Raw genomic sequence first — 21,947 nt, forward strand, 5'->3', positions numbered from 1 at the left:
ATGAAGTTCGAATTCAGTGGGCGACAGCATCAACCCGCAGACGCAACGGTTGTGGGTCCTGGCCGTTGAGCTGCACAGAATGCCGTTCGGTGGTGATAAACAGTAGCTTGCCATCCAGCTCGATGCGAGCGCTCACCGCGTAACTGCGGCCAGGCTTGACGTGCGCCGGGTCGTAGCTCAGGTGAAAGGGCAACGGCACTTGGCCTTTGACCGGGCCTTTCTGTTCGGCCAGGGTGACGGCCGGGGCGTCCATCAACGACACGTCTTGCAGGCTGACGCGCAAGGTCGCGGTTGGCGGCAGGGCAATGCGTTGCAGATAGAACACTTCGCCATCAAGGCTGGCCTTGGAAGTGGGGCTCATGGATTGGCAGGCTCCAAGCAAGGCGGTGAGGCCCAGGAGAATGATCTTTTTCATGGTACAGCTCCTTTTCAACGGCGCCGGCATCCAACCGGCGCCTGTTTAAATCTAGCGGGTTTCTTCAGGTGTCGGTGCTTCGGGTTCGCCGGACGCTTCAGCAGCGCCATCCACACGATGCAGGGCCACCTGACGGATCGACAGGCGAATATCCGCCGGCAACACGCGCTTGGCTGCGCCTTCAGCCAGCTCACCCAGCAGGTCGTGGTAGCTCAGCTTGCCGGCTTCATTGCGACGCAGCACATCTTGCTCCAACAAGGTCTGGATGAAATGTCGGAAAAGGCTCTTGTCGAAGAACTCTGGAGCATTGAGGCCATGCAGGATCGACAGGCGCTGGGCCATGATCGTGCACAGGTCTTCCAGCTCTTCGGCGCTGATGCTGCTTTGGCCACTGTTGAGCAGCAGCGAAATCGCCATGTAGAAGCGTTGCAGGGTCTGGGCGATGCTCTTGGACAGCAGCGTGAGCAGTACGAAGTGCCGCGAACTGGGGGCCGGGCGCAGGAACACGTCTTTCTCGAAACGCAGTAGGCCCTGTTCGACAAAAGCCTCCAGCCATTGGTCAACCACCGTGTCCAGCTCTTCCAGCGACCAGCGGATAAACAGCTCCGATTGCAGGTACGGATACAGCGCGTGGGTGTAGCGCAGGATCTGGTCGCGGCTCATGCGCGAGCTGCTCTGGAAGAAGCTCGCCAGCAGCGCCGGCAGGGCAAAAATGTGCAGAACGTTATTGCGATAGTAGGTCATCAGGACGGCGTTTTGCTCGTCCAGGTACAGAATCTTACCGAGGGCGTCGCTCTGTTCCGATAGCAGGTCCATGTCCTTGACGTGCTTGATCAGCGCCAGGCCATCGCCCTCAGGCAACGTGGTGTGAGGCGAGTACGGCACACGGCGCAGCAGCGCCAGGTACAGGTCCAACTGGCGCGCCATGGCTTGTTCGTCGAGCGCTAGGCGAGTGGTGGACAGCAGTGCCAACGCTACCAGGTTCACTGGGTTCACTGCCGCAGCTTCGTTCAGGTGGCGCGCCACCTGTTCGCCAAGGCGGTTAGTGGTTTCGTTGAGCCAGGCTGGTTTGTAGTTCGGGGCCAGTTCCTGGGAGCGCCAATCCGGCTGTTCGCTGTCGAGGAATTCGGCCAGCTTGATCGGCTCGCCGAAGTTGACCGCGACCTGGCCAAAGCGCTGCTTGAGCGCGCCAACCACCTTGAAAATATCGAAGATCGATTCTTTCTTCTTGGTCGCGCCGCGCAGCTCGCCGAGGTAGGTGCGGCCTTCGAGCACGCGTTCGTAGCCGATGTACACCGGCACAAACACGATCGGCATACGCGAGGAGCGCAAGAAACTGCGCAGGGTAATCGCCAGCATCCCGGTCTTCGGTTGCAGCATGCGACCGGTGCGCGAGCGCCCGCCTTCGACGAAGTACTCCACCGGGAAACCCTTGGTGAACAGGGTATGCAGGTATTCGTTGAACACCGAGGTGTACAGCGGGTTGCCCTTGAAGGTGCGGCGCATGAAAAACGCACCGCCACGGCGCAGCAGGCTGCCGATGACGGGCATGTTCAGGTTGATCCCGGCGGCGATATGCGGCGGGGTCAGGCCATTTTTGAACAACAGGTAAGACAGCAACAGGTAGTCGATATGGCTGCGGTGGCAAGGTACGTAGATCACCTCGTAACCCTGGGCAACCTTTTGCACACCTTCGATGTTATTGACCTTGATCCCGTCGTAGATCTTGTTCCAGAACCAGCTCAGCACCACTTCCAGAAAGCGGATCGCGGTGTAGGTGTAGTCCGAGGCGATCTCGTTGCCGTAGCGCAAGGCCTGGGCCTTGGCTTTTTCCGGGGAGATTTTTTCCCGCTCAGCCTCGTCGGCAATGGCTTGGCGCACCAGCGGCATATTGACCAGGCCTTTCACCAGATTGCGGCGGTGGGACAGGTCGGGGCCGATCACGGCGGTCTTCAGGTTACGAAAGTGCACACGCAGGATGCGCTGGGCCATCCGCACCGTGCGTTCGTGGCCTTTATTGTGCTCGATCAATTCACGCAGGTTGATAGGCGCAGAGAATTGCACACGGGTCTTGCGACCGAGGATCAGGATGCTCAAGAACCGACGCAGACGCCCGGTGACCGCCCAACTGTCGGCGAATAACAATTTCCACGGACTGGACTCGCTTTCGGGGGATTGGCCCCAGAACACGCTGACCGGAATGATTTGTGCATTCTCCTCGGCGTGCTCGCTGAGGGTGTTGACCAGGCGGGTCAGGGTCGGCGGCGCGCCGCGCTTGTCTTGGCGGCCGAGCCAGTCGGGCTCTGGCGTGAGGTAGAAGAACGCCGCCGCTTCCATTAGCGGGCCGACCGCTACCGGCAGCACCGGGCGCGGCAAGCCGGCCTTGGTGCACTCGGCATCGACCACGGCCAATTCGCTGAGGGAGGGTGATTGCAGGACGTATAACACCGGCCGGCTGCGGTCCAGGTTGAGGGTTAAGGACGACTGGTTGATCGTCTCCGAGCGAACCCAGAGGTACAACAGTCGGCGCAAGGTGCCAAATACCAGACGGCGAAACGGGGAGCGGGTCATACGGCTTCTGCTTTGAGTGGGAAAAACCGAGCAGACGCTCGGGCGGGTAGTGTGCCGTATTCGTCGAAAATCGGCAAAAAAGCAGCGATGTAAACTTGAGTTGATCGTTTTTGAGCCTGTCTTATACTCGGCAGTTCAATGCGAGCAACTCAACAATAAAAATGCATGTGGGAGTAAGACAGATGGCAACGCGCGAAACCGGCAATGTGAAGTGGTTCAACGATGCAAAGGGCTATGGGTTTATTCAACGCGAGGACGGCAAGGATGTGTTTGTGCACTACCGCGCCATTCGCGGTGATGGTCACCGTTCTTTGGCCGAAGGCCAGCAGGTGGAGTACGCCGTGGTGACCGGCGAGAAGGGGTTGCAGGCGGAGGATGTGGTCGGCCTGTAAGGCCGAGCTGCAAGTTGCAAGCTTCAAGCTGCAAGCGGGTTGGCTTCAGCTTGAGGCTTGTAGCTTGTAACTGCTTTAAGCTGTCTTCCAGGTGATCTGCTCTTCACCGTCTTCACTGATACGAATCCAGGTGTCAGCGCTTTCCTCACCTTCCTCTTCAACCCAAGTACCCGGCGCACAACGCACTTCCACCTTCAGCGCGGCAAACGCGGCGCGGGCGCAGGCGATGTCGTCATCCCACGGGGTCTGGTCGCTTTCCAGGAACAGGCTGTTCCATTTGCCTACAGCTTTCGGCAGCCACGTTACCGGCACATCGCCGGCCTTGCACTTGTAGGTTTGACCCCGTTGGACCCAGTCGGTGCACGGGCCCAGGGCGGCGCCCAGCCAGGCGGCAATGGCCTTGTAGTCGACGTCAGCGTCCTTCAGGTAAATCTCGATATCGGGTTGGCGCATGGATGTTCCTCGTTGCGGGATTCGAAAATCCATTCGCGGAAAGTCGGTTAGTTAAGCACGAAATAATCGTAGCGCATCGACACAGTGACCAGCAGCGGCTCGGCCGCCTCGATCACTTGCGCGCGGCGCTCGGCACTGGCGCGCCAGCCGTGGGGTGTCATGGCCAGCAGGTTGGCGCGGTCCAGGGGCTCGGCCAGGCTCAGCGTGAATTCCAGCGTCTCGCTGTGCGCCAGGCTCATGCCGTCTGGCACCAGGGCCAGATGCTTGTCGTCGGTGTATTCGCGCACTTCGTCGTACAGGCGTTCGCGCAGTTCCATCAGGTGGCCGCTGGTAGGACCGACCTTCATCAAGCCGCCGCCAGTGCTGAGCAGGCGCTTGGCCTCCTGCCAGTCCAATGGGCTGAACACACTGGCGAGGAACTGGCAACTGGCATCGGCCAAGGGCACACGGGCCATGCTGGCGATCAACCAGGTCAGCGTCGGGTTGCGCTTGCACGCGCGCTTGACCGCTTCTTTGGAGATATCCAGCGCGTAGCCATCGGCGTGGGGCAGGGCGTCGGCTATTTGCGCGGTGTAATAACCCTCGCCGCAACCGATGTCGACCCAGCGCGCCGGGGCGCGTTCAGCGGCCAACTCGGCCAAGCGTTTTGCCACGGGAGCGTAGTGGCCGGCGTTGAGGAAGTCGCGGCGCGCTTCCACCATCGCCAGGTTATCGCCGGGGTCGCGGCTGTTCTTGTGCTGCACCGGCAACAGGTTCAGGTAACCCTGGCGCGCACGGTCGAAACGGTGCCCGGCCGGGCAGGCCACGCCATTGTCGACCGCGTTGAGCGGTGCGCTGCAAATGGGGCACGCGAGCATCAGGCGAGCAACTTGATCAGGGTCTGGTAATAGATTTCGGTCAGCACATCGAGGTCGCTGGCGAGGATGCGTTCGTTGACCTGGTGGATCGTTGCGTTGACCGGGCCCAGCTCTACCACTTGAGTGCCGAGGGTCGCAATGAAGCGCCCGTCGGAGGTGCCGCCACTGGTGGACGCCTTGGTCTCGCGACCGGTGATCGCCTTGATGCTCGCCGATACCGCATCCAGCAAAGCGCCCGGCTCGGTCAGGAACGGCAGGCCCGACAGCGCCCATTCCACGTGCCAGTCCAGGCCATGCTTGTCGAGAATCGCCGCAACCCGTTGCTGCAGGCCTTCCACGGTGGACTCGGTGGAGAAGCGGAAGTTGAACACCGCTGTCAGCTCACCGGGGATCACGTTGGTCGCGCCAGTGCCCGAGTTGAGGTTGGAGATCTGGAAGCTGGTCGGCGGGAAGAACGTGTTGCCGTCATCCCAATGCTCAGCGGCCAGTTCGGCCAGTGCCGGAGCGGCCAGATGGATCGGGTTTTTCGCCAGGTGCGGGTAGGCCACGTGACCTTGCACACCGCGTACGGTCAGGGTGGCGCCGAGTGAGCCACGACGGCCGTTCTTGACCACATCGCCCACCAGTGTGGTGCTTGACGGTTCACCGACGATGCACCAGTCCAGGCGCTCCTTGCGCGCGGCCAGGCGTTCGATGACCGCCTTGGTGCCGTGGTGCGCGGGGCCTTCTTCATCGCTGGTGATCAGGAAAGCGACCGAACCCTTGTGGTCCGGGTAATCGGTGACGAAACGTTCCGCCGCCACCAACATGGCTGCCAGGCTGCCTTTCATGTCTGCCGCGCCACGCCCGCAGAGCATGCCGTTTTCGTCGATCAGCGCGTCGAACGGGTCGTTCTGCCACGCCTGCACCGGACCGGTCGGCACCACGTCGGTATGGCCGGCAAAGCACAGCACCGGGCCGTCATGCTTGCCGTGAGTGGCCCAGAAATTGTCCACGTCTTCGATGCGCATCGGTTCCAGCGCAAAACCTGCGTCGCCCAGGCGCTGCATCATCAGCTTCTGGCAATCGGCGTCGATCGGCGTCACCGAGGGGCGACGGATCAGGTCGATGGCAAGTTGAAGGGTCGGCGAAAGGTCGGCATGGGCCGTCATGAAAAACTCCGGAAGCGTGTAATGGGCGCAGGACGAATGTGGACTTGAAGCGGTGCAGATCCAATGTGGGAGCTGGCTTGCCTGCGATAGCATCGCCACGGTGTACCTGCCAGACCGCGGCGTCTGCATCGCAGGCAAGCCAGCTCCCACACAGAGCCGGGGCTATGCCAAGTCTTGCAAAACGGCCGTTATCTTATAGCAAAACGGCGGCCAGAGGCCGCCGTTTAGTGCATTGCGCAAGTTTTTACACGGCTGTGACAGGCTCAGCCTTCACCGAAGGTTTCGGCAGGGAAGACAGGAACGCCATGATCAGCGCCGCCACATACGGCAGCGACTGCACCAGCAGCATCACCACCCAGAAGCGGATGTCATTGCTTGGCAGGCCCTGCACCAGGTAAATCCCGAGCGCCGCGCCCCACAACAGCAGCATGATGAACATCTCTTCGCGGGCTTCGGAAATCGCCACCCAGAAGCCGTGGTTATCCGCGTTTTTCGGTGTACGAAAGAACGGAATACTGGTGGTGAAGAATCCGTACAGCACCGCTTTGGCGATGGTGTGTGACAACGCCAGGCCGGCCAGGGCTGCGCAGAACGCATCCTTGAGGTTCACACCCACGGCGCGGCGGTACAGGAAGATGATCTTGCCGACTTTGAACACAAACAGCGCCAACGGCGGGATCGCGAAAATCAGCAACGGCGGGTCGACCCGCGTCGGCACGATGATCATCGCCGCCGACCACAACAGCGCGCCAACGGTGAAGAAGATGTTCATGCCGTCCGCCACCCACGGCAACCAGCCCGCGAGGAAGTGGTAGCGCTGGCCACGGGTCAGCTCTGTGCCTTTGCCGCGCAACAGGCTTGCGGTGTGACGCTTGATGATCTGTATCGCACCGTAGGCCCAGCGGAAACGCTGTTTCTTGAAGTCGATAAAGGTATCCGGCATCAGGCCCTTACCGTAGCTGTCGTGGTAATACGCCGCCGACAGGCCTTTCTCGAATACACGTAGGCCCAGTTCGGCGTCTTCGCAGATGCACCAGTCGGCCCAGCCCAGTTCTTCAAGCACCGAGCGACGGGTCATGGTCATGGTGCCGTGCTGGATGATCGCGTCGCGGTCGTTGCGGGTGACCATGCCGATATGGAAGAAGCCCTTGTATTCCGCGTAGCAGAGCTTCTTGAAGGTGCTTTCGTTCTGGTCGCGATAATCCTGCGGCGACTGCACCACGGCGATTTTCGGGTCGGCGAAGTGCGGCACCATGTGCTTGAGCCAGTTTGGCGACACGCAGTAGTCGGAGTCGATCACCGCGATCACTTCGGCATCCTTGGCGGTGTGCGGGATCAGGTAGTTCAGTGCGCCGCCCTTGAAACCTGCCAGGGGCGCGACGTGGAAGAACTTGAAGCGCGGGCCCAGGGTTTCGCAGTAGTCGCGCACCGGCTCCCAAACGGCCGGGTCCTTGGTGTTGTTGTCGATGATCAGGACTTCGTAGTCCGGGTAATCGAGGGCGGCCAGGGCGTCGAGGGTCTGTTTGACCATCTCAGGCGGCTCGTTGTAGCACGGCACATGGATCGACACTTTCGGGCGGTAGTCCGACTCCCCCTCCACCGGCAGGAATTCACGCCGGCGCTTGTGAGTCCATACCGCTTCCGCCAGTTCGTGGGCTTCGGTCAGCAACACGATAAACACGCCCAGGGCGCCGAGGGCCAAGAGGATGCCCACGGTGACACTGAACCACGTGCTGTATTGCTGGCTGTAGTCGTAACCGATCCACACCAGCACTGAACCGCACAAGAACGCGATAAACGTCAGGAAGGTCCGGCCGCGTTGGCGCAGGGCCGAGCCGTCGATCATTAACAGGGTCAAGGACAGCAGCGCAAGTATGACCGAGCCGATGGCCAGTACGCGCCATTGCGGGATCGCGACCACCGGCCCTTCAAAGTTGAATTTCTGCTGGCGTGCGCCGTTGAACACACCCCAGTAAGCGCCGGCCGAGCCTTCGTCGCTGACTTTCCACGGCTGATCGAACGCCTCGATCACGAAGTAGTTGTAGCCCTGACGGTTCAGCTTGTTCACCAGCGTACGCAGGTAAATCGCCTGGTCGGCCGGCGACGTTTCATTGCCGCCGCGCATGCGCCCGTTGCTCGGCCAGCCAACCTCCGACAGCAGCAGCGGCTTTTTCGGGAACAGTTTCTTCAGATCCTTGGCGCGGTCGAGTACGTACTGGCCGGCCTTGTCCATTGGAATGTATTCCCAGAACGGCAGGATGTGCGCGGCGATCAGGTCGACGTGCTTGGCCAGTTGTGGGTTCTTCTCCCAGATGTCCCATTGCTCGGATGTCGTCACCGGCACTTTCACAGCGGCGCGCACTCGATCCAGCAGCACGATCAACGCTTCTGGCGTGATGTCCTTACGGAACACCGCCTCGTTGCCGACCACCACCCGCACCACACTGCGCGAGGTGTTGGCGATTTCGATGGCGCGCTGGATTTCCCGCTCGTTACGTTCAAGGTCCGGGCTGATCCAGATCCCCAATGTCACGCGCAGGCCGAATTCTTCCGCCAACTTGGGGATGTCGCTCAGGGTGCCGTCGACCGAGTAGGTACGGATGTTGTCCGTCAGCTTGCTCATGATCTCAAGGTCGCGACGCATCTGATCGTCGGTCGGGAACTGGTTTTTCTGTGGGTACTGACCTTGCTGGAACGGCGAGTAGGAAAAACCGGAGATCTGCTCAGGCCAGTTGGGAGCAGTGACCGGGCGGTTGATCAGCGCCCAGAAACCGGTGAACAGTGCGGCAATTGCCAGCACGATCACCAGGTTGAGTCCAAATTTACGCGATGCCATGGTTATGTCAGGTTCCAAAAGGTGTGGAACGAAAAGAGGTGTCGGCCTGCGCCGAACGGCGCGCATCCTACACCGGCCCTTCCCTGACCGTACAGCAAGCAGAGAAAAACTGGACATTATTCAGCGAAAGGCCATCTAAGTTCTTTACTTGTAGCTTGTCGCTTCGAACTTGTCGCTGCGTAGTCCATAATGCGCGCCGGTTTTTGGGGTAATGGTCATGAGCACAGAAGATCCACGGTTTGCAGGCGTCGCCCGTTTGTATGGCATTGAAGGCCTGGAACGCTTGAAAGCGGCCCACGTGGCAATCGTCGGCGTCGGCGGCGTGGGCTCGTGGGCGGCGGAAGCCATGGCCCGTTGCGGGGTGGGCGAGATTTCGCTGTTTGATCTGGACGATGTCTGCGTCAGCAACAGCAACCGCCAGTTGCACGCGCTGGACAGCACCGTGGGCAAGCCCAAGGTCGAGGTGATGGCCGAGCGCCTGAAGGGCATCAACCCGGATTGCACCGTGCATGCGGTGGCGGACTTTGTGACCCGCGACACCATGGCCGAGTACATCACGCCGGATATCGACTGCGTGATCGACTGCATTGACGCCGTTAACGCCAAGGCTGCATTGATTGCCTGGTGCAAGCGCCGCAAGATCCAGATCATCACCACCGGCGGCGCCGGCGGCCAGATCGACCCGACGCTGATCCAGGTCTGCGACCTGAACCGCACCTTCAATGACCCGCTGGCGTCGAAAGTGCGCTCCACGCTGCGTCGCGACTATGGTTTCTCACGCACCGTGACCCGCCATTACAGCGTGCCGTGCGTGTTTTCCACCGAGCAACTGCGCTATCCCAAGCCGGATGGCAGTATATGTTTGCAGAAGAGTTTTGTCGGGGATGGCGTGAAGCTGGACTGCGCCGGTGGGTTTGGCGCGGTGATGATGGTCACGGCCACGTTCGGCATGGTGGCGGCGACCAAGGCAGTGGACAAGATTGTGGCTGGGGTGCGGCGGCCGTCGGAACGGGTCAAGTCTGCTTAAAACTTAATGCCGTGCACCGCTCAAAATGTGGGAGCTGGCTTGCCTGCGATAGCATCACCGAGGTGTGCCGGATAGACCGAGGTGCCTGTATCGCAGGCAAGCCAGCTCCCACACAAGCCCGCTCCCACATTTAGTTTTGTGTAGGGCTTAGTTCTCGCATGCGCTTGAGGACCGCGTTCAGGCCATTGCTGCGCGACGGTGACAGTTGACGGGAAAGGCCCAACTGGTTGAACCAGTCAGGCAGATCCACCCCTTGCAACTCAGCCGCCGACAACCCATTGACCCGTGCCAGCAGCAACGCCACCAGCCCGCGAATCAGCCGCGCATCGCTGCTCGCCGCAAACTGCCAATGCCCATCCTGCAAACGCCCCACCAACCACACCAGGCTTTCGCAGCCCTGGACCAGGTTGGCGTCGACCTTATCTTCATCCGCCAGGGCCGGCATACGCTCGCCCCACTGCATCAACATCCGCGCGCGTTGCTCCCAGCTACCGACGGCTTGAAAGGCTTCAAGCGCGCTGACCGCATCCACCGGCACACTCATCGCAACATATCCAGGGCCTGGTCCAGCGCTTCAAAAAAGCGTTCCAGGTCATCGGAGTCGTTATACAGCGCCAGGGATACGCGGATCGCCCCCGACAGGTGCATTGCCTTGAGCAACGGCATCGCGCAGTGATGACCCGCGCGCACGGCAATACCTTGCTCGGTCAGCAGGTGCGCAAGGTCGGCGTTATGCACGCCGTCGACCACAAAACTGACCAACGCCACCTGTGGCGAACCCAGCACGCGCACGCCATTGCGCGCCTTGAGCCCACGCAACAGGTAGTCATGCAGGGCTGCTTCATGGGCGACCACCGCTGGCTGATCCAGCGAGCTCAAGTAATCCAGGCTGGCGCCCAGGCCAATCACGCTGGCAATCGGCGGTGTGCCGGCCTCGAAACCCAGCGGCGCGGGACGGAAACTGGCGCTGTGGTAGTCGGCTTTTTGCACCATTTCTCCTCCAAACTGCCAGTGGCGCAGGTGATGCAGGGCGTCATTGCGCCCAAACAGCACGCCGACGCCGTCCGGGCCGTACAGTTTGTGGCTGGAAAATACGTAGAAGTCGCAACCCAGGGCCTGCACGTCGTGGCGGCCATGGACGATGCCTTGGGCGCCGTCGACCACGGTCAGGGCACCGTGGGGCTGGGCCAGCGCGAGAAGGGCCTCCAGCGGCTGCCACGCGCCGAGCACGTTGGACAGCTGGCTCACCGCCAGCAGGCGTGTGCGCGAGCCGATCAGCTCGGCGGCGGCTTGCAGGTCGATCACGCCGTCCTCGCCAAGTGGCAATACCACCAGCGTCAGCGCGCGACGTTTGGCCAACTGCTGCCACGGCAACAGGTTGGCGTGGTGCTCGAGGGCGCTGATGACAATCTCATCGCCCGCATTGAATAAATGCTCCAGGCCATAAGCCAGGAGGTTCAGCGCAGAGGTCGCGCCGTGGGTAAACACAATCTGCCCGCTGTCACCTGCATTCAACCATTGCGCGACCTTGCTGCGACTGTCTTCGAACGCCTGTGTCGCATGGGCTCCCGGCAAATGCTGGGCGCGGTGCACATTGGCTGCGCCATTGGCGTAGTAATGGCTGATGGCATCCAACAAGGCTTGGGGTTTTTGCGTGGTGGCGGCGTTGTCCAGGTAAGTCTGGTCTTGCCGTTGCAGGGTGGCGATGGCCGGGAAATCGGCGCGCCAGGGGGAGGGCACAAGCATGGTGATCAAGACTCGTATAAGCGAGCCCCAGGGGAGGGGCCCGCTAGTGGCATCGAGTGGCTGCTTAGTTGTGAGCGTGCAGCGCTTCGTTCAGTTCGATAGCCGATTTGTGGGTTTTGCACTCCACGGCACCGGTCTCGGAGTTACGGCGGAACAGCAGGTCCGGCTGGCCGGCCAGCTCGCGCGCCTTGACCACTTTGACCAGTTGGTTCTGCTCGTCCAGCAGCGCAACCTTGGTCCCGGCCGTCACGTACAGGCCCGATTCGACGGTGTTGCGGTCGCCCAACGGGATACCAATACCGGCGTTGGCGCCGATCAAGCAGCCTTCGCCGACCTTGATCACGATGTTGCCGCCACCCGACAGGGTGCCCATGGTGGAGCAACCGCCGCCCAGGTCAGAGCCCTTGCCGACGAACACGCCCGCCGATACACGGCCTTCGATCATGCCCGGGCCTTCGGTGCCGGCGTTGAAGTTGACGAAACCTTCGTGCATCACGGTGGTGCCTTCGCCCACGTAGGCGCCCAGGCGGATACGCGCCGCATCAGCGATACGCACACCGCTCGGCACTACGTAGTCGGTCATTTTCGGGAACTTGTCTACCGAGAACACTTCCAGCAGATCGCCACGCAGGCGCGCTTCCAGCTGGCGTTCGGCCAGCTCATTGATGTCGATCGCACCTTGGCTGGTCCAGGCTACGTTCGGCAGCTGCGGGAACACACCGGCCAGGCTCAGGCCGTGTGGCTTGACCAGGCGGTGAGACAGCAGGTGCAGCTTGAGGTAAGCCTCAGGCGTGGAGGTCAGTGCAGCGTCTTCGGCCAGCAAGGTGGCCACGAGCGGCGTGTGGCTTTCAGCCAGGCGGCTGATCAGGGCAGCTTGGGTAGCGTCGACGCCTTTGAGCGCGTCAGCCATTTGCAGGGCCTGGGTGACGGTGAAGGTGATTGCCTGGTTGCCTTCGGTGTAGCCGATGATCGGCGCGATCGCCGCGACGATTTCAGCCGATGGGTTGAGCAACGGTTGTGCGTAAAACACTTCCAGCCAAGCACCTTGGCGGTTCTGAGTGCCGACGCCGAAGCCCAGGCTGAACAGGGAATGGGACATGGTGTTACCTCTACAAAAAATGGAAGGCTGGCCTACTTGAGGGCCGCCGAATAACTTTCTGGCTTGAAGCCAATCAGGGTTCTGTCACCGAGATCGAGCACCGGGCGCTTGATCATCGAGGGTTGTGCGAGCATCAATTCAATGGCTTTCGACTGATCGAGATCGGCTTTGCGTTCGTCTTCGAGTTTGCGAAAGGTGGTGCCCGCACGGTTCAAAACCACCTGCCAACCGTGCTCGTTGCACCATTGGGTCAAGTGCTCGCGGTCGATACCGGCCGTTTTATAGTCGTGGAACTCATAGCTCACAGCGTGCTCATCGAGCCAGGTGCGGGCCTTTTTCATGGTGTCGCAGGCTTTGATGCCGAAAAGGTGCAACGTTTTGCTTGAAGCGGTCAAGGAATTGCCCCCTTTGAGCGAATGAAATGGAAAGGTTACGGATTATGCCACGACCAGCGGCCTCTGGTGCCCCTCGTCATGCTGGCGTGAGACTTATGTGCAAATGCCAGCCGGCAGCATAGGTGGGTAATATGGCACTTCAACGGCGAGTTGTTGCCTCATGTGTCGTTGCGAGTCGATTGTCCGGGAAACCCGCGTTATGCAAACCGCCTACACCGTTCTTATCCTACTGATGTTGGTCAGCGTTTCGCGTCTGGTCGGGCGTGTCATCCCCCTGCCGTTACCCTTGGTGCAGATCGCAGCGGGCGCTTTGCTGGCCTGGCCCACGTTGGGGCTGCACGTGGCGCTGGACCCGGAGTTGTTCCTGTTTCTGTTCCTGCCGCCGCTGCTGTTCTCGGATGGCTGGCGCATGCCCAAGCGTGAGTTGTGGCGCCTGCGTGGGCCAATCCTGACGTTGGCGGTGGGGCTGGTGCTGTTCACCGTGGTGGGCGCCGGTTACTTCATTCACTGGATTTTGCCTACGATCCCGCTGCCCGTGGCCTTCGCCCTGGCGGCTGTGTTGTCACCGACGGACGCCGTTGCGGTGTCGGCCATTTCCCAGAACCGTCTGCCCACGCCGCTGATGCACATGCTCCAGGGCGAGGCCCTGATGAACGATGCGTCGGGCTTGGTGACCTTCAAGTTTGCCCTGGCGGCGGCGTTGACTGGCGTGTTTTCCCTGGCGGATGCCAGCCTGACATTTGTGTTGGTCGCCCTGGGCGGCCTGGCCGTGGGGGTGGCATTGAGCTGGCTGGTCGGGCGACTGCGTGCGTGGATGATCGCGCGAGGCTGGGACGACCCGGCGACTCACGTGGTGTTTATGTTGCTGCTACCGTTCGCCGCCTATGTGCTGGCTGAGCGCTTGGGCGCATCGGGCATTTTGTCGGCGGTGGCGGCGGGCATGATGCAAAGCTGGCTCGACCTGCTACCCCGCCAAACCAGCACCCGCTTGCTCAATCGCAGTGTGTGGTCGTTGCTGGAGTTTGCCTTCAACGGCTTGATTTTCCTGCTGCTGGGCCTGCAACTGCCGGACATCATTAAGGCCGTGGTCAGTCACGAGCCGACTTTGTGGCCGACATTGTTTTATCGCTGCCTGGATGTGGTCGCGATCTTTCTGGTGCTGGTGGTGCTGCGTTTCATCTGGGTGCAGAGCATCTGGCGGCTGTCGGGTTTATTGCGCCGGATTCGTGGGAAAAGTGAATTGACGCTGGTGCCGACTGCACGCTCTTGCTGGCTGCTGACCGTCGGTGGTGTGCGCGGTGCGGTGACGCTGGCGGGTGTGATGTCAGTGCCGTTGCTGCTGGCGCCGGGCCAGGATTTCCCCGAGCGCGATTTGCTGATCTTCATTGCTGCCGGGGTGATCCTGCTGTCGCTGATCGCCGCATGCATCGCCTTGCCCCTGCTGTTGCGCGGGATCGAAAAGAGCCCCGATGAAAAGCGCCATAACGAAGTGCGCGAGGCCTGGAAAAAGACCGCAGTGGCTGCAATCCATGCGCTGGAGTCTGAAGAACCGGCGGAAAGCGAAACCCAGGACGCCGCCCAGGCTGCGCTCGCGACCGAACTCAAGGCTCGCCTGATGTCGGAGTATCGCCATCAGTTGAACGTGTTCAACGACTCAGCCGAAGCCCAGGCGCTGGCGCGGCAGATGGACCTGCTTGAGCGCAAGTTGCGTCTGAAGGCCCTGCGCGCGCAGCGCTTGGAGTTGTACAGCTTGAGCCGTCATCACCAGATTGGTGACGACGTCTTGAGGGAAGTGTTGGCCGAGTTGGATATGAGTGAGGCTCATCTGGGTCATGTGAAATGACCCAGATGGCCGTTAGCGGCGACGCTGAATAAAATCGCGAATCCGCTCCGCCGCTTCCACACACTCCGCCAAGGGGGCAACCAACGCCATGCGCACACGCCCGGCGCCGGGGTTGAAACCGTCGACTTCCCGCGACAGGTACGAGCCTGGCACCACAGTGACGTGTTCCTCTACGAACAGATCCCGGCAGAAAGCGGCGTCATCACCTTCGACATTCGGCCACAGGTAGAAACCGCCGTCGGGGTTTTGCACGTCCAGTACTGGCTTGAGGATCGCCAGCACCGCATCGAATTTCTCGCGGTACAGATCACGATTGGCCTGCACGTGGGCTTCGTCCTGCCAGGCAGCAATGCTCGCCAGTTGGGTTTGCACCGGCATCGCGCAACCGTGGTAGGTGCGGTATAGCAGGAAAGCCTTGAGAATGTCGGCGTCGCCGGCCACAAAACCGGAGCGCAGGCCCGGCAGGTTGGAGCGCTTGGACAGGCTGTGGAACACCACGCAACGCTTGAAGTCCTGGCGACCCAGCTCGACGCAGGCACTCAACAGGCCCGGCGGCGGGGTTTGCTCGTCGAAGTAGAGTTCGCTGTAGCATTCGTCGGCAGCGATCACGAAGTCGTATTCGTCGGCCAGGGCGATGAGTTTTTTCAGGGTGTCGACCGGTATCAGCGCGCCGGTCGGGTTGCCAGGGGAGCACAGGAACAGGATCTGGCAGCGTTTCCAGACGTCCGGCGTCACGGCATCGAAATCCGGGTTGAAGCCATTGGCGGCCAGGCACGGCAGGTAATGCGGCTTGGCCCCGGCCAGGAACGCGGCGCCTTCGTAGATCTGGTAGAACGGGTTCGGGCTCACCACCAGCGCATCGTCGCCGCGATTGACCACGGTTTGGGTGAAGGCGAACAGCGCTTCACGCGTGCCGTTGACCGGCAAGATGTTGCGCGCCGGGTCGAGCCAGCCCTTGGGCACATTGAAGCGGCGCTCGCACCAGGCGCCGATGGCCTCGCGCAGTGCGGGAATGCCCAGGGTGGTCGGGTACACGGCCATCTGGTCAAGGTTATTGCTCAGCGCTTCGGCCACGAAGGTCGGGGATTTGTGCTTCGGCTCGCCGATGGACAGCGCGATCGGGCGTTTGTCCGGGTTCGGCGTGACACTGCCCAGCAGGGCGCGCAGTTTCTCGAACGGGTAGGGCTGCAGCTGGTTCAGGGCGTTGTTCATGTAAGCCTCTATCACGGTGAGCACAGACTCTGTGGGAGCTGGCTTGCCTGCGATGGGGACGCCGCGGTACACCAGAGACTCCGCAGCGATGCCATCGCAGGCAAGCCAGCTTCCACAGGGATCGTGTTTACAAAGTTAAAAATTCATATAGTCAGGCGCGTCAGTTCGACGCTCGGTTCCTGAGTCACGCTTAATTGCTGCTCGATGGCTTTCTGCAAGCGGCGGCACAGTTCCGGGTCGGACAGCGGCTGGTTGTCGGCGTCGGTGATGAAGAACACGTCTTCCACGCGCTCGCCGAGGGTCGCGATCTTGGCATTCTGCAACGACAGGTCGAACTCCAGGAAAATCCCACCGATCCGCGCCAGCAGGCCCGGGCGGTCCGGGGCGCTGAGTTCCAGCACCGTCACCGGGCGCTGGGCGTCGTTGGAGATGGTCACCTGGGGGGCAAACGCAAAATGCTTGAGCTGACGCGGCACCCGGCGCTGGATGATGGTCGGGTAGTCGTCAGGGTTGTGCAGGGCCTCGGTCAGGCCTTCGCGGATCTTTTTCACGCGTGCTGGGTTGTCACCAATTGAGTCGCCATCGGTGTCGAGCACGATATAAGTGTCGAGGGTGAACTGGCTGCTGGAGGTGATGACCCGGGCGTCATGGATGTTGAGGTTGAGCTGGTCCATGGCGGCTACCGTCACAGCAAAGAAGTCGTGCTGGTCCGGCGCATAAATGAATATCTGCGTACCGCCCTCGAATTCGCGCTGGGTGGTTTCCTTGACCAATACCAGCGGGCCGCCATCGGCTGGCTGCTGCAAGATCGCGTCAGTGTGCCAGGCCACGTCGCCAGCGGTGTGGCGCAGGAAGTAATCGTCGCCCAGTTGCGACCACAGTTGTTCGACGTCGTCTGGGTCGTTGCCGCCGCGCACCAATATATCCAGCGCCGCGCTTTGGGTGCGGCGGATCTGCTCTTCGCGGTCCACCGGGTTTTCCAGGCCGCGGCGCAGGGCGCGCTTGGTCTCGGTGTACAGCTGGCGCAACAGGCTGGCGCGCCAGGAGTTCCACAGCGTCGGGTTGGTGGCGTTGATGTCGGAGACGGTCAAGACGTACAGGTAGTCGAGGTGGGTTTCATCGCCGACGATCTGTGCGAAGTCGTGGATCACCTGTGGGTCGGACAGGTCCTTGCGTTGGGCGGTGGTGGACATCACCAAATGGTTCTGCACCAGCCAGACGATCAGGCGGCTGTCCCACAGCGGCAACTGGTGGCGCTGGCAGAACGCCTCGGCATCCACCGCACCGATCTCGGAGTGGTCGCCATGCCGGCCCTTGCCTATGTCGTGGTACAAGCCGGCCAGGTAGATCAGCTCGGGCTTGGGCAACTTGGCCATCAGCTTACTGGCCAAAGGGAATTTCTCTGACACCTGGGTGTACTGCACCTTACGCAGGTGCTTGATCAGGTTCAGGGTGTGCGCATCCACGGTATAAATGTGGAACAGGTCGTGCTGCATTTGCCCGACGATAAAGCCGAACTCCGGCAGGTAGCGCCCGAGGATGCCGTAACGGTTCATGCGCCGCAGGTTGCGGTGGATGCCGATTTTGCACTTGAACAGCTCGATAAACAGGCTGGTGTTGCGGATGTCGTTGCGGAAATCGTCGTCGATCAGGTGACGGTTTTCCCGCAGCAGGCGAATGGTGTCGGCGCGCACGCCTTTTATTTCCGGCTGCTGGGCCATCAGCACGAAGATTTCCAGCATGGCGAACGGCGTGCGGCGAAACACATTGTCGTTGCGCGCTTCGATATAGCCGTCGTGCAGTTGGAAACGCGCGTTGATCGGTTGCGGCGGCGCTTCGTCTTCAGGGGCCAGGATCACCTCTTCGAAGTGCTGGATGATCAGGTCGCTGAGCTGGGCAATGCTCATGACCACCCGGTAATACTGCTGCATGAAGCTTTCGATGCTGGTCTTTGCGTCTTCGCCTTCAAACCCCAGCAGGGTGGCGATGGAGCGCTGATGGTCGAACAGCAGGCGGTCTTCGGAGCGCCCCGCGAGCATGTGCAGGGCGTAGCGCACCTTCCACAGAAAATCCTGGGACGAGGCCAGCAGGGCGTTCTCGCTTTCCACCAGGAAGCCTTCACCGGCCAGTGCCCGCAGGTTCAAGGTGCCGTATTGGCGACGGGCAACCCACAAAATCGTCTGGATATCCCGCAGCCCGCCCGGTGAGCCTTTGACGTTGGGTTCCAGGTTGTATTCGGTGTCGTTGTACTTGTGGTGCCTGGCCTTTTGCTCGGCGCGCTTGGCCAGGAAGAACTCCTTGCTCGGCCACATGTGCGCGGTGCTTGTGACTTCGAGCATGCGCTGGCGCAGGCGCTCGGGGCCGGCGATGGTGCGGCTTTCCATCAGGTTGGTGATCACCGTGAGGTCGGCGCGGGCCTCTTCGGCGCATTCGTCGACCGAGCGTACGCTCTGGCCGACTTCCAGGCCGATGTCCCACAACAGCGTCAGAAAACGCTCGATGGAATCGCGAAAGATCTCATGATCGGCGCTGTCCAGCAGGATCAGCAGGTCGATGTCGGAGTAGGGGTGCAGTTCGCCACGGCCGTAGCCGCCGACCGCCACCAGGGCGATGTCGGCGTCTTCGCTCCAGCTGAACTGCTCCCAAGCCTTTTGCAGGATGTTATCGACAAACCAGGCGCGGTCTTCGATCAACCGACGGATGTCCCGGCCGCTGCGAAAGCGCGCATCGAGCACCTCGCGGGCCTGGCGGATAGCTTTCTTGAACGCGGCGATGGGGCTCGCCTTCAGGGCCAGTTCGGCCTGGAACTGGCCACGGTCGAAGAGTTCGGGATCCACCTGGGGCATCGATCGGCTTTCCTTTCTATTAATCAGTCAGTCACAACACAGTGGGGGAAAACCTAAGCAACCGTTACGCCGAAGCAGCACCTGAAGTGCGCGGGATTGTGTCGTCGGCGCGCAGGGTGAAGATTTCATAGCCGGTTTCGGTGACCAGCAGGGTGTGTTCCCACTGGGCCGAGAGCTTGCGGTCCTTGGTGATGGCGGTCCAGCCGTCGCCCAGCACTTTGGTATCGGCCTTGCCCTGGTTGATCATCGGCTCGATGGTGAAGGTCATGCCTGCCTTGAGCTCCATGCCAGTGCCGGCGCGGCCGTAGTGCAGGATCTGTGGCTCTTCGTGGAACACGGTGCCGATACCGTGGCCGCAGAATTCGCGCACCACCGAGAAGCCGTTCTTTTCAGCGTGCTTCTGGATCACTTCGCCGATGTCGCCCAGGCGGCAACCCGGTTTGACGATTTCGATGGCCTTGTACATGCATTCCTGGGTCACCTGGGACAGGCGCTCGGCCCAGACCGGCACGGTGCCGACGTGGAACATGCGGCTGGTGTCGCCGAAGTAGCGGTCCTTGATCACGGTAACGTCGATGTTCAGGGTGTCGCCGTCCTTCAATGGTTTGTCACCGGGAATCCCATGGCAGACCACGTGGTTGACCGAGGTGCAGATCGACTTGGGGAAGCCTTTGTAGTTCAACGGCGCAGGGATAGCACCCTGCACGTTGACGATATAGTCATGGCAGATTTGGTTGAGGGTCTCGGTGGTAACGCCGGGCTTGACGTGCTCGGCGATCATTTCCAGCACGTCGGCAGCCAGTTTGCCGGCGATGCGCATGCCGGCGATGTCTTCGGCGGTTTTCAAACTAACGGTCATACAGGCTCTCTCTAGCGCGACGCGCTGAAATCAATACGGTTTACGGGCGTGCGACAAGAGGTTACAGAATTCGCACAAGCCACAAAAAACGCGATTCTAACAGACGATGGCGTCAAATCATGAGCCTCTGATGATCGCTTCTTTCTATAAGGTAGGGCGATGTTGGCTCTATTCAAGGGGTTACACGAAAGCGACCGGCGGCAAATGTGATTGCGTGTTCCGTTTTTGCCGATGCTGTGGTATAAAATGCGCCGCTTTCCGGGGATGCCCCGCAGAGCTTAAATCCACACACGTGTCGACACGATGACCTGGGTGCCGGAGGCTTTGATGCCGCTGGTTGGTCATTGGGATACGTGGAGGCCAAACCCGACTTATTAAGGAACTATCATGTCCCAAGTCAACATGCGCGATATGCTGAAGGCCGGTGTGCACTTCGGTCACCAGACCCGTTACTGGAACCCGAAAATGGGTAAATACATTTTCGGCGCGCGTAACAAGATCCACATTATCAACCTTGAAAAAACCCTGCCTATGTTCAACGAAGCTTTGACTTTCGTAGAGCGCCTGGCTCAGGGCAAAAACAAGATTCTGTTCGTCGGCACCAAGCGTTCCGCTGGCAAGATCGTTGCTGAAGAAGCAGCACGTTGCGGTTCGCCGTACGTCGATCACCGCTGGTTGGGCGGCATGCTCACCAACTTCAAAACCATCCGTGCTTCCATCAAGCGTCTGCGTGACCTTGAAGTGCAAGCCGAAGACGGTACTTTCGCCAAGCTGACCAAGAAAGAGGCGCTGATGCGCACTCGCGACCTGGAAAAGCTCGATCGTTCCCTGGGTGGTATCAAGGACATGGGCGGTCTGCCTGACGCACTGTTCGTTATCGACGTTGATCACGAGCGCATCGCGATCACCGAAGCCAACAAGCTGGGCATCCCTGTTATCGGCGTAGTCGATACCAACAGCAGCCCGGAAGGCGTTGACTACATCATCCCAGGCAACGATGACGCAATCCGCGCTATCCAGTTGTACATGGGTTCGATGGCTGACGCTGTAATCCGTGGTCGCAACCACGTTGCTGGTGGTGCCGAGCAGTTCGTTGAAGAAGCTCCGGTAGCCGCAGCTGAGTAATTGACGCCCTGGCGTTGACTCAGTAAGCAAAAAGGGGGCTTGGCCCCCTTTTTGCCACCTTGAAAACCATTTGTCGGCGCCCATTTGTGGCAGCGCAACCTAGCGACTGTAACGTGCAGCGGCCTACAAGGGTGATTCGGGAAGAATTGATCGCCCGTTTGATCGGGTGGAATGGTTGAAAACCTATCCAAGAGGATTTTGAAATGGCAGAGATTACTGCAGCGTTGGTTAAAGAACTGCGTGAGCGTACCGGCGAAGGCATGATGGATTGCAAAAAGGCCTTGACCAAGGCCGGCGGCGACATCGAAAAAGCCATCGACGACATGCGTGCCTCGGGCGCCATCAAGGCTGCCAAGAAAGCCGGCAACGTGGCTGCCGAAGGCGCTATCGCTCTGGTTGAAGACGGTAAAGCCGCCGTTCTGCTGGAAGTGAACTCGCAGACCGACTTCCTCGCTCTGCAAGACGACTTCAAGGCATTCGTTGCTGCCAGCGTCCAGAAAGCATTCGACGACAAGCTGACCACCGTTGAGCCGCTGATCGAAGCTCAAGAAGCTGCTCGCCTGGTACTGGTCGGCAAGGTTGGCGAAAACGTCAACATCCGTCGCCTGGTTCGCGTTGAAGGTGATGTTGTGGGTGGTTACCTGCACGGCAACAAAATCGGCGTAGCTGTTGTCCTGAAAGGCGGCAACGTTGAACTGGCCAAAGACATCGCTATGCACGTAGCGGCCAGCAACCCTGAATTCCTGCTGCCATCGGAAGTGTCCGCTGACGCCATCGAACGCGAAAAAGCTGTGTTCCTGAGCCTCAATGCTGACAAGATCGCCGGCAAGCCAGAAAACATCGTTGAAAACATGATTAAAGGCCGTATCAGCAAGTTCCTGGCTGAAGCGAGCCTGGTTGAGCAGGCGTTCGTCAAGAACCCTGAAATCAAGGTTGGCGAACTGGCTAAGAAAGCCGGTGCTGAAATCGTTTCCTTCACCTACTTTAAAGTAGGCGAAGGCATCGAGAAGCCGGTCGACAACTTCGCTGAAGAAGTTGCTGCCCAGCTGGCTGCCGCCAAGCAATAAGACAGTTTTCAACTGTCGCCCGAAAGAGGCTGCCCGCTCACGCGCGCAGCCTC

18 protein-coding genes are annotated in these 21,947 nt (G+C 60.5%); 5 read left to right on the forward strand and 13 right to left on the reverse strand.

Annotation, left to right across the window (positions count from 1 at the left end; all coding sequences use genetic code 11):
• Nucleotides 1–13: 13 nt before the first annotated feature.
• Together AACY08_RS11055 and plsB are read right to left on the reverse strand one after the other, a co-directional pair.
• Nucleotides 14–415 (reverse strand): YbaY family lipoprotein, encoded by a 402-nt coding sequence (locus AACY08_RS11055; RefSeq protein ID WP_339469462.1) that lies wholly within the window; start codon nucleotides 413–415, stop codon nucleotides 14–16.
• A gap of 51 nt (nucleotides 416–466) precedes the next feature.
• Nucleotides 467–2,986 (reverse strand): glycerol-3-phosphate 1-O-acyltransferase PlsB, encoded by a 2,520-nt coding sequence (gene plsB / locus AACY08_RS11060; protein ID WP_339469463.1) that lies wholly within the window; start codon nucleotides 2,984–2,986, stop codon nucleotides 467–469.
• 182 nt (nucleotides 2,987–3,168) lie between these two features.
• Between plsB and AACY08_RS11065 the strand changes: the two genes are divergently transcribed.
• Nucleotides 3,169–3,378 carry a cold-shock protein gene (locus AACY08_RS11065; protein ID WP_032891681.1) on the forward strand — a complete coding sequence of 70 codons (210 nt, stop codon included), beginning with the start codon at nucleotides 3,169–3,171 and terminating at the stop codon, nucleotides 3,376–3,378.
• A 75-nt stretch (nucleotides 3,379–3,453) separates the two neighbouring features.
• Here the strand turns inward: AACY08_RS11065 and AACY08_RS11070 are convergent, their stop codons facing one another.
• The 4 genes from AACY08_RS11070 to AACY08_RS11085 form a co-directional block, all read right to left on the reverse strand.
• Nucleotides 3,454–3,831 carry a hypothetical protein gene (locus tag AACY08_RS11070; RefSeq protein WP_339418166.1) on the reverse strand — a complete coding sequence of 126 codons (378 nt, stop codon included), beginning with the start codon at nucleotides 3,829–3,831 and terminating at the stop codon, nucleotides 3,454–3,456.
• Nucleotides 3,832–3,878: 47 nt separating this feature from the next.
• Nucleotides 3,879–4,688 (reverse strand): putative RNA methyltransferase, encoded by an 810-nt coding sequence (locus tag AACY08_RS11075; protein WP_339469464.1) that lies wholly within the window; start codon nucleotides 4,686–4,688, stop codon nucleotides 3,879–3,881.
• Nucleotides 4,688–5,839: a succinyl-diaminopimelate desuccinylase gene (dapE, locus tag AACY08_RS11080; RefSeq protein ID WP_065872455.1), complete on the reverse strand. Its 1,152-nt coding sequence runs from the start codon at nucleotides 5,837–5,839 to the stop codon at nucleotides 4,688–4,690. Before dapE ends, AACY08_RS11075 begins: the two co-directional genes overlap by 1 nt.
• Nucleotides 5,840–6,083: 244 nt before the next feature.
• A complete protein-coding gene (locus AACY08_RS11085; RefSeq protein ID WP_339435883.1) occupies nucleotides 6,084–8,675 on the reverse strand; it encodes a glycosyltransferase in 2,592 nt (863 codons plus the stop codon).
• A gap of 217 nt (nucleotides 8,676–8,892) precedes the next feature.
• Here AACY08_RS11085 and tcdA point away from each other — a divergent pair, with 217 nt between their 5' ends.
• The gene (gene tcdA / locus AACY08_RS11090; protein WP_370467832.1) at nucleotides 8,893–9,702 is read left to right on the forward strand and encodes a tRNA cyclic N6-threonylcarbamoyladenosine(37) synthase TcdA; all 810 of its coding nucleotides are present in this window, start codon (nucleotides 8,893–8,895) and stop codon (nucleotides 9,700–9,702) included.
• Nucleotides 9,703–9,832: 130 nt separating this feature from the next.
• Here tcdA and AACY08_RS11095 read toward each other — a convergent pair whose 3' ends face one another.
• From AACY08_RS11095 to AACY08_RS11110, 4 genes are all read right to left on the reverse strand, one after another.
• Nucleotides 9,833–10,246 carry a SufE family protein gene (locus tag AACY08_RS11095; RefSeq protein WP_339418162.1) on the reverse strand — a complete coding sequence of 138 codons (414 nt, stop codon included), beginning with the start codon at nucleotides 10,244–10,246 and terminating at the stop codon, nucleotides 9,833–9,835.
• Nucleotides 10,243–11,448, reverse strand: coding sequence for an aminotransferase class V-fold PLP-dependent enzyme (locus AACY08_RS11100; protein WP_339418161.1), 1,206 nt, complete (start codon nucleotides 11,446–11,448; stop codon nucleotides 10,243–10,245). Before AACY08_RS11100 ends, AACY08_RS11095 begins: the two co-directional genes overlap by 4 nt.
• A gap of 64 nt (nucleotides 11,449–11,512) precedes the next feature.
• Nucleotides 11,513–12,547 carry a 2,3,4,5-tetrahydropyridine-2,6-dicarboxylate N-succinyltransferase gene (gene dapD, locus AACY08_RS11105; protein WP_339469465.1) on the reverse strand — a complete coding sequence of 345 codons (1,035 nt, stop codon included), beginning with the start codon at nucleotides 12,545–12,547 and terminating at the stop codon, nucleotides 11,513–11,515.
• A gap of 32 nt (nucleotides 12,548–12,579) precedes the next feature.
• The gene (locus AACY08_RS11110) at nucleotides 12,580–12,888 is read right to left on the reverse strand and encodes an arsenate reductase (protein ID WP_231984831.1); all 309 of its coding nucleotides are present in this window, start codon (nucleotides 12,886–12,888) and stop codon (nucleotides 12,580–12,582) included.
• A gap of 253 nt (nucleotides 12,889–13,141) precedes the next feature.
• On the opposite strand from AACY08_RS11110, the gene AACY08_RS11115 reads away from it, so the two are divergent.
• Entirely contained in the window at nucleotides 13,142–14,785 is a 1,644-nt protein-coding gene (locus tag AACY08_RS11115; protein WP_339469466.1) for a Na+/H+ antiporter, read from the forward strand.
• A gap of 12 nt (nucleotides 14,786–14,797) precedes the next feature.
• Here the strand turns inward: AACY08_RS11115 and dapC are convergent, their stop codons facing one another.
• The 3 genes from dapC to map all read right to left on the reverse strand — a co-directional run bounded on the left by dapC (nucleotide 14,798) and on the right by map (nucleotide 19,702).
• Nucleotides 14,798–15,997 carry a succinyldiaminopimelate transaminase gene (gene dapC / locus AACY08_RS11120; protein WP_339469467.1) on the reverse strand — a complete coding sequence of 400 codons (1,200 nt, stop codon included), beginning with the start codon at nucleotides 15,995–15,997 and terminating at the stop codon, nucleotides 14,798–14,800.
• 143 nt (nucleotides 15,998–16,140) lie between these two features.
• On the reverse strand, nucleotides 16,141–18,843 hold the full coding sequence (locus AACY08_RS11125) for a [protein-PII] uridylyltransferase (protein WP_339469468.1): 2,703 nt from the start codon (nucleotides 18,841–18,843) through the stop codon (nucleotides 16,141–16,143).
• Between the two features lie 64 nt (nucleotides 18,844–18,907).
• On the reverse strand, nucleotides 18,908–19,702 hold the full coding sequence (gene map, locus AACY08_RS11130) for a type I methionyl aminopeptidase (protein WP_065872446.1): 795 nt from the start codon (nucleotides 19,700–19,702) through the stop codon (nucleotides 18,908–18,910).
• 387 nt (nucleotides 19,703–20,089) lie between these two features.
• On the opposite strand from map, the gene rpsB reads away from it, so the two are divergent.
• Both rpsB and tsf read left to right on the forward strand, forming a co-directional pair.
• Entirely contained in the window at nucleotides 20,090–20,827 is a 738-nt protein-coding gene (gene rpsB, locus AACY08_RS11135; protein ID WP_049709669.1) for a 30S ribosomal protein S2, read from the forward strand.
• Nucleotides 20,828–21,030: 203 nt separating this feature from the next.
• Nucleotides 21,031–21,894: a translation elongation factor Ts gene (gene tsf / locus AACY08_RS11140; protein WP_314563261.1), complete on the forward strand. Its 864-nt coding sequence runs from the start codon at nucleotides 21,031–21,033 to the stop codon at nucleotides 21,892–21,894.
• Nucleotides 21,895–21,947 lie beyond the last annotated feature (53 nt).

It is taken from the genome of Pseudomonas sp. EL_65y_Pfl1_R83, from assembly GCF_963970695.1.
Lineage (GTDB): Bacteria > Pseudomonadota > Gammaproteobacteria > Pseudomonadales > Pseudomonadaceae > Aquipseudomonas > Aquipseudomonas tritici.

What these genes read in the sequence shown, in the direction of transcription:
- AACY08_RS11085 (WP_339435883.1), bottom strand. Translation starts at nt 8,675, where the DNA reads ATGGCATCGCGTAAATTTGGACTCAACCTGGTGATCGTGCTGGCAATT.
- dapC (WP_339469467.1), bottom strand. Translation starts at nt 15,997, where the DNA reads ATGAACAACGCCCTGAACCAGCTGCAGCCCTACCCGTTCGAGAAACTG.
- AACY08_RS11125 (WP_339469468.1), bottom strand. Translation starts at nt 18,843, where the DNA reads ATGCCCCAGGTGGATCCCGAACTCTTCGACCGTGGCCAGTTCCAGGCC.
- AACY08_RS11115 (WP_339469466.1), top strand. Translation starts at nt 13,142, where the DNA reads ATGCAAACCGCCTACACCGTTCTTATCCTACTGATGTTGGTCAGCGTT.
- tsf (WP_314563261.1), top strand. Translation starts at nt 21,031, where the DNA reads ATGGCAGAGATTACTGCAGCGTTGGTTAAAGAACTGCGTGAGCGTACC.
- AACY08_RS11075 (WP_339469464.1), bottom strand. Translation starts at nt 4,688, where the DNA reads ATGCTCGCGTGCCCCATTTGCAGCGCACCGCTCAACGCGGTCGACAAT.
- AACY08_RS11110 (WP_231984831.1), bottom strand. Translation starts at nt 12,888, where the DNA reads ATGAAAAAGGCCCGCACCTGGCTCGATGAGCACGCTGTGAGCTATGAG.
- AACY08_RS11070 (WP_339418166.1), bottom strand. Translation starts at nt 3,831, where the DNA reads ATGCGCCAACCCGATATCGAGATTTACCTGAAGGACGCTGACGTCGAC.
- tcdA (WP_370467832.1), top strand. Translation starts at nt 8,893, where the DNA reads ATGAGCACAGAAGATCCACGGTTTGCAGGCGTCGCCCGTTTGTATGGC.
- AACY08_RS11100 (WP_339418161.1), bottom strand. Translation starts at nt 11,448, where the DNA reads ATGCTTGTGCCCTCCCCCTGGCGCGCCGATTTCCCGGCCATCGCCACC.
- rpsB (WP_049709669.1), top strand. Translation starts at nt 20,090, where the DNA reads ATGTCCCAAGTCAACATGCGCGATATGCTGAAGGCCGGTGTGCACTTC.
- map (WP_065872446.1), bottom strand. Translation starts at nt 19,702, where the DNA reads ATGACCGTTAGTTTGAAAACCGCCGAAGACATCGCCGGCATGCGCATC.
- dapE (WP_065872455.1), bottom strand. Translation starts at nt 5,839, where the DNA reads ATGACGGCCCATGCCGACCTTTCGCCGACCCTTCAACTTGCCATCGAC.
- dapD (WP_339469465.1), bottom strand. Translation starts at nt 12,547, where the DNA reads ATGTCCCATTCCCTGTTCAGCCTGGGCTTCGGCGTCGGCACTCAGAAC.
- AACY08_RS11065 (WP_032891681.1), top strand. Translation starts at nt 3,169, where the DNA reads ATGGCAACGCGCGAAACCGGCAATGTGAAGTGGTTCAACGATGCAAAG.
- AACY08_RS11055 (WP_339469462.1), bottom strand. Translation starts at nt 415, where the DNA reads ATGAAAAAGATCATTCTCCTGGGCCTCACCGCCTTGCTTGGAGCCTGC.
- plsB (WP_339469463.1), bottom strand. Translation starts at nt 2,986, where the DNA reads ATGACCCGCTCCCCGTTTCGCCGTCTGGTATTTGGCACCTTGCGCCGA.
- AACY08_RS11095 (WP_339418162.1), bottom strand. Translation starts at nt 10,246, where the DNA reads ATGAGTGTGCCGGTGGATGCGGTCAGCGCGCTTGAAGCCTTTCAAGCC.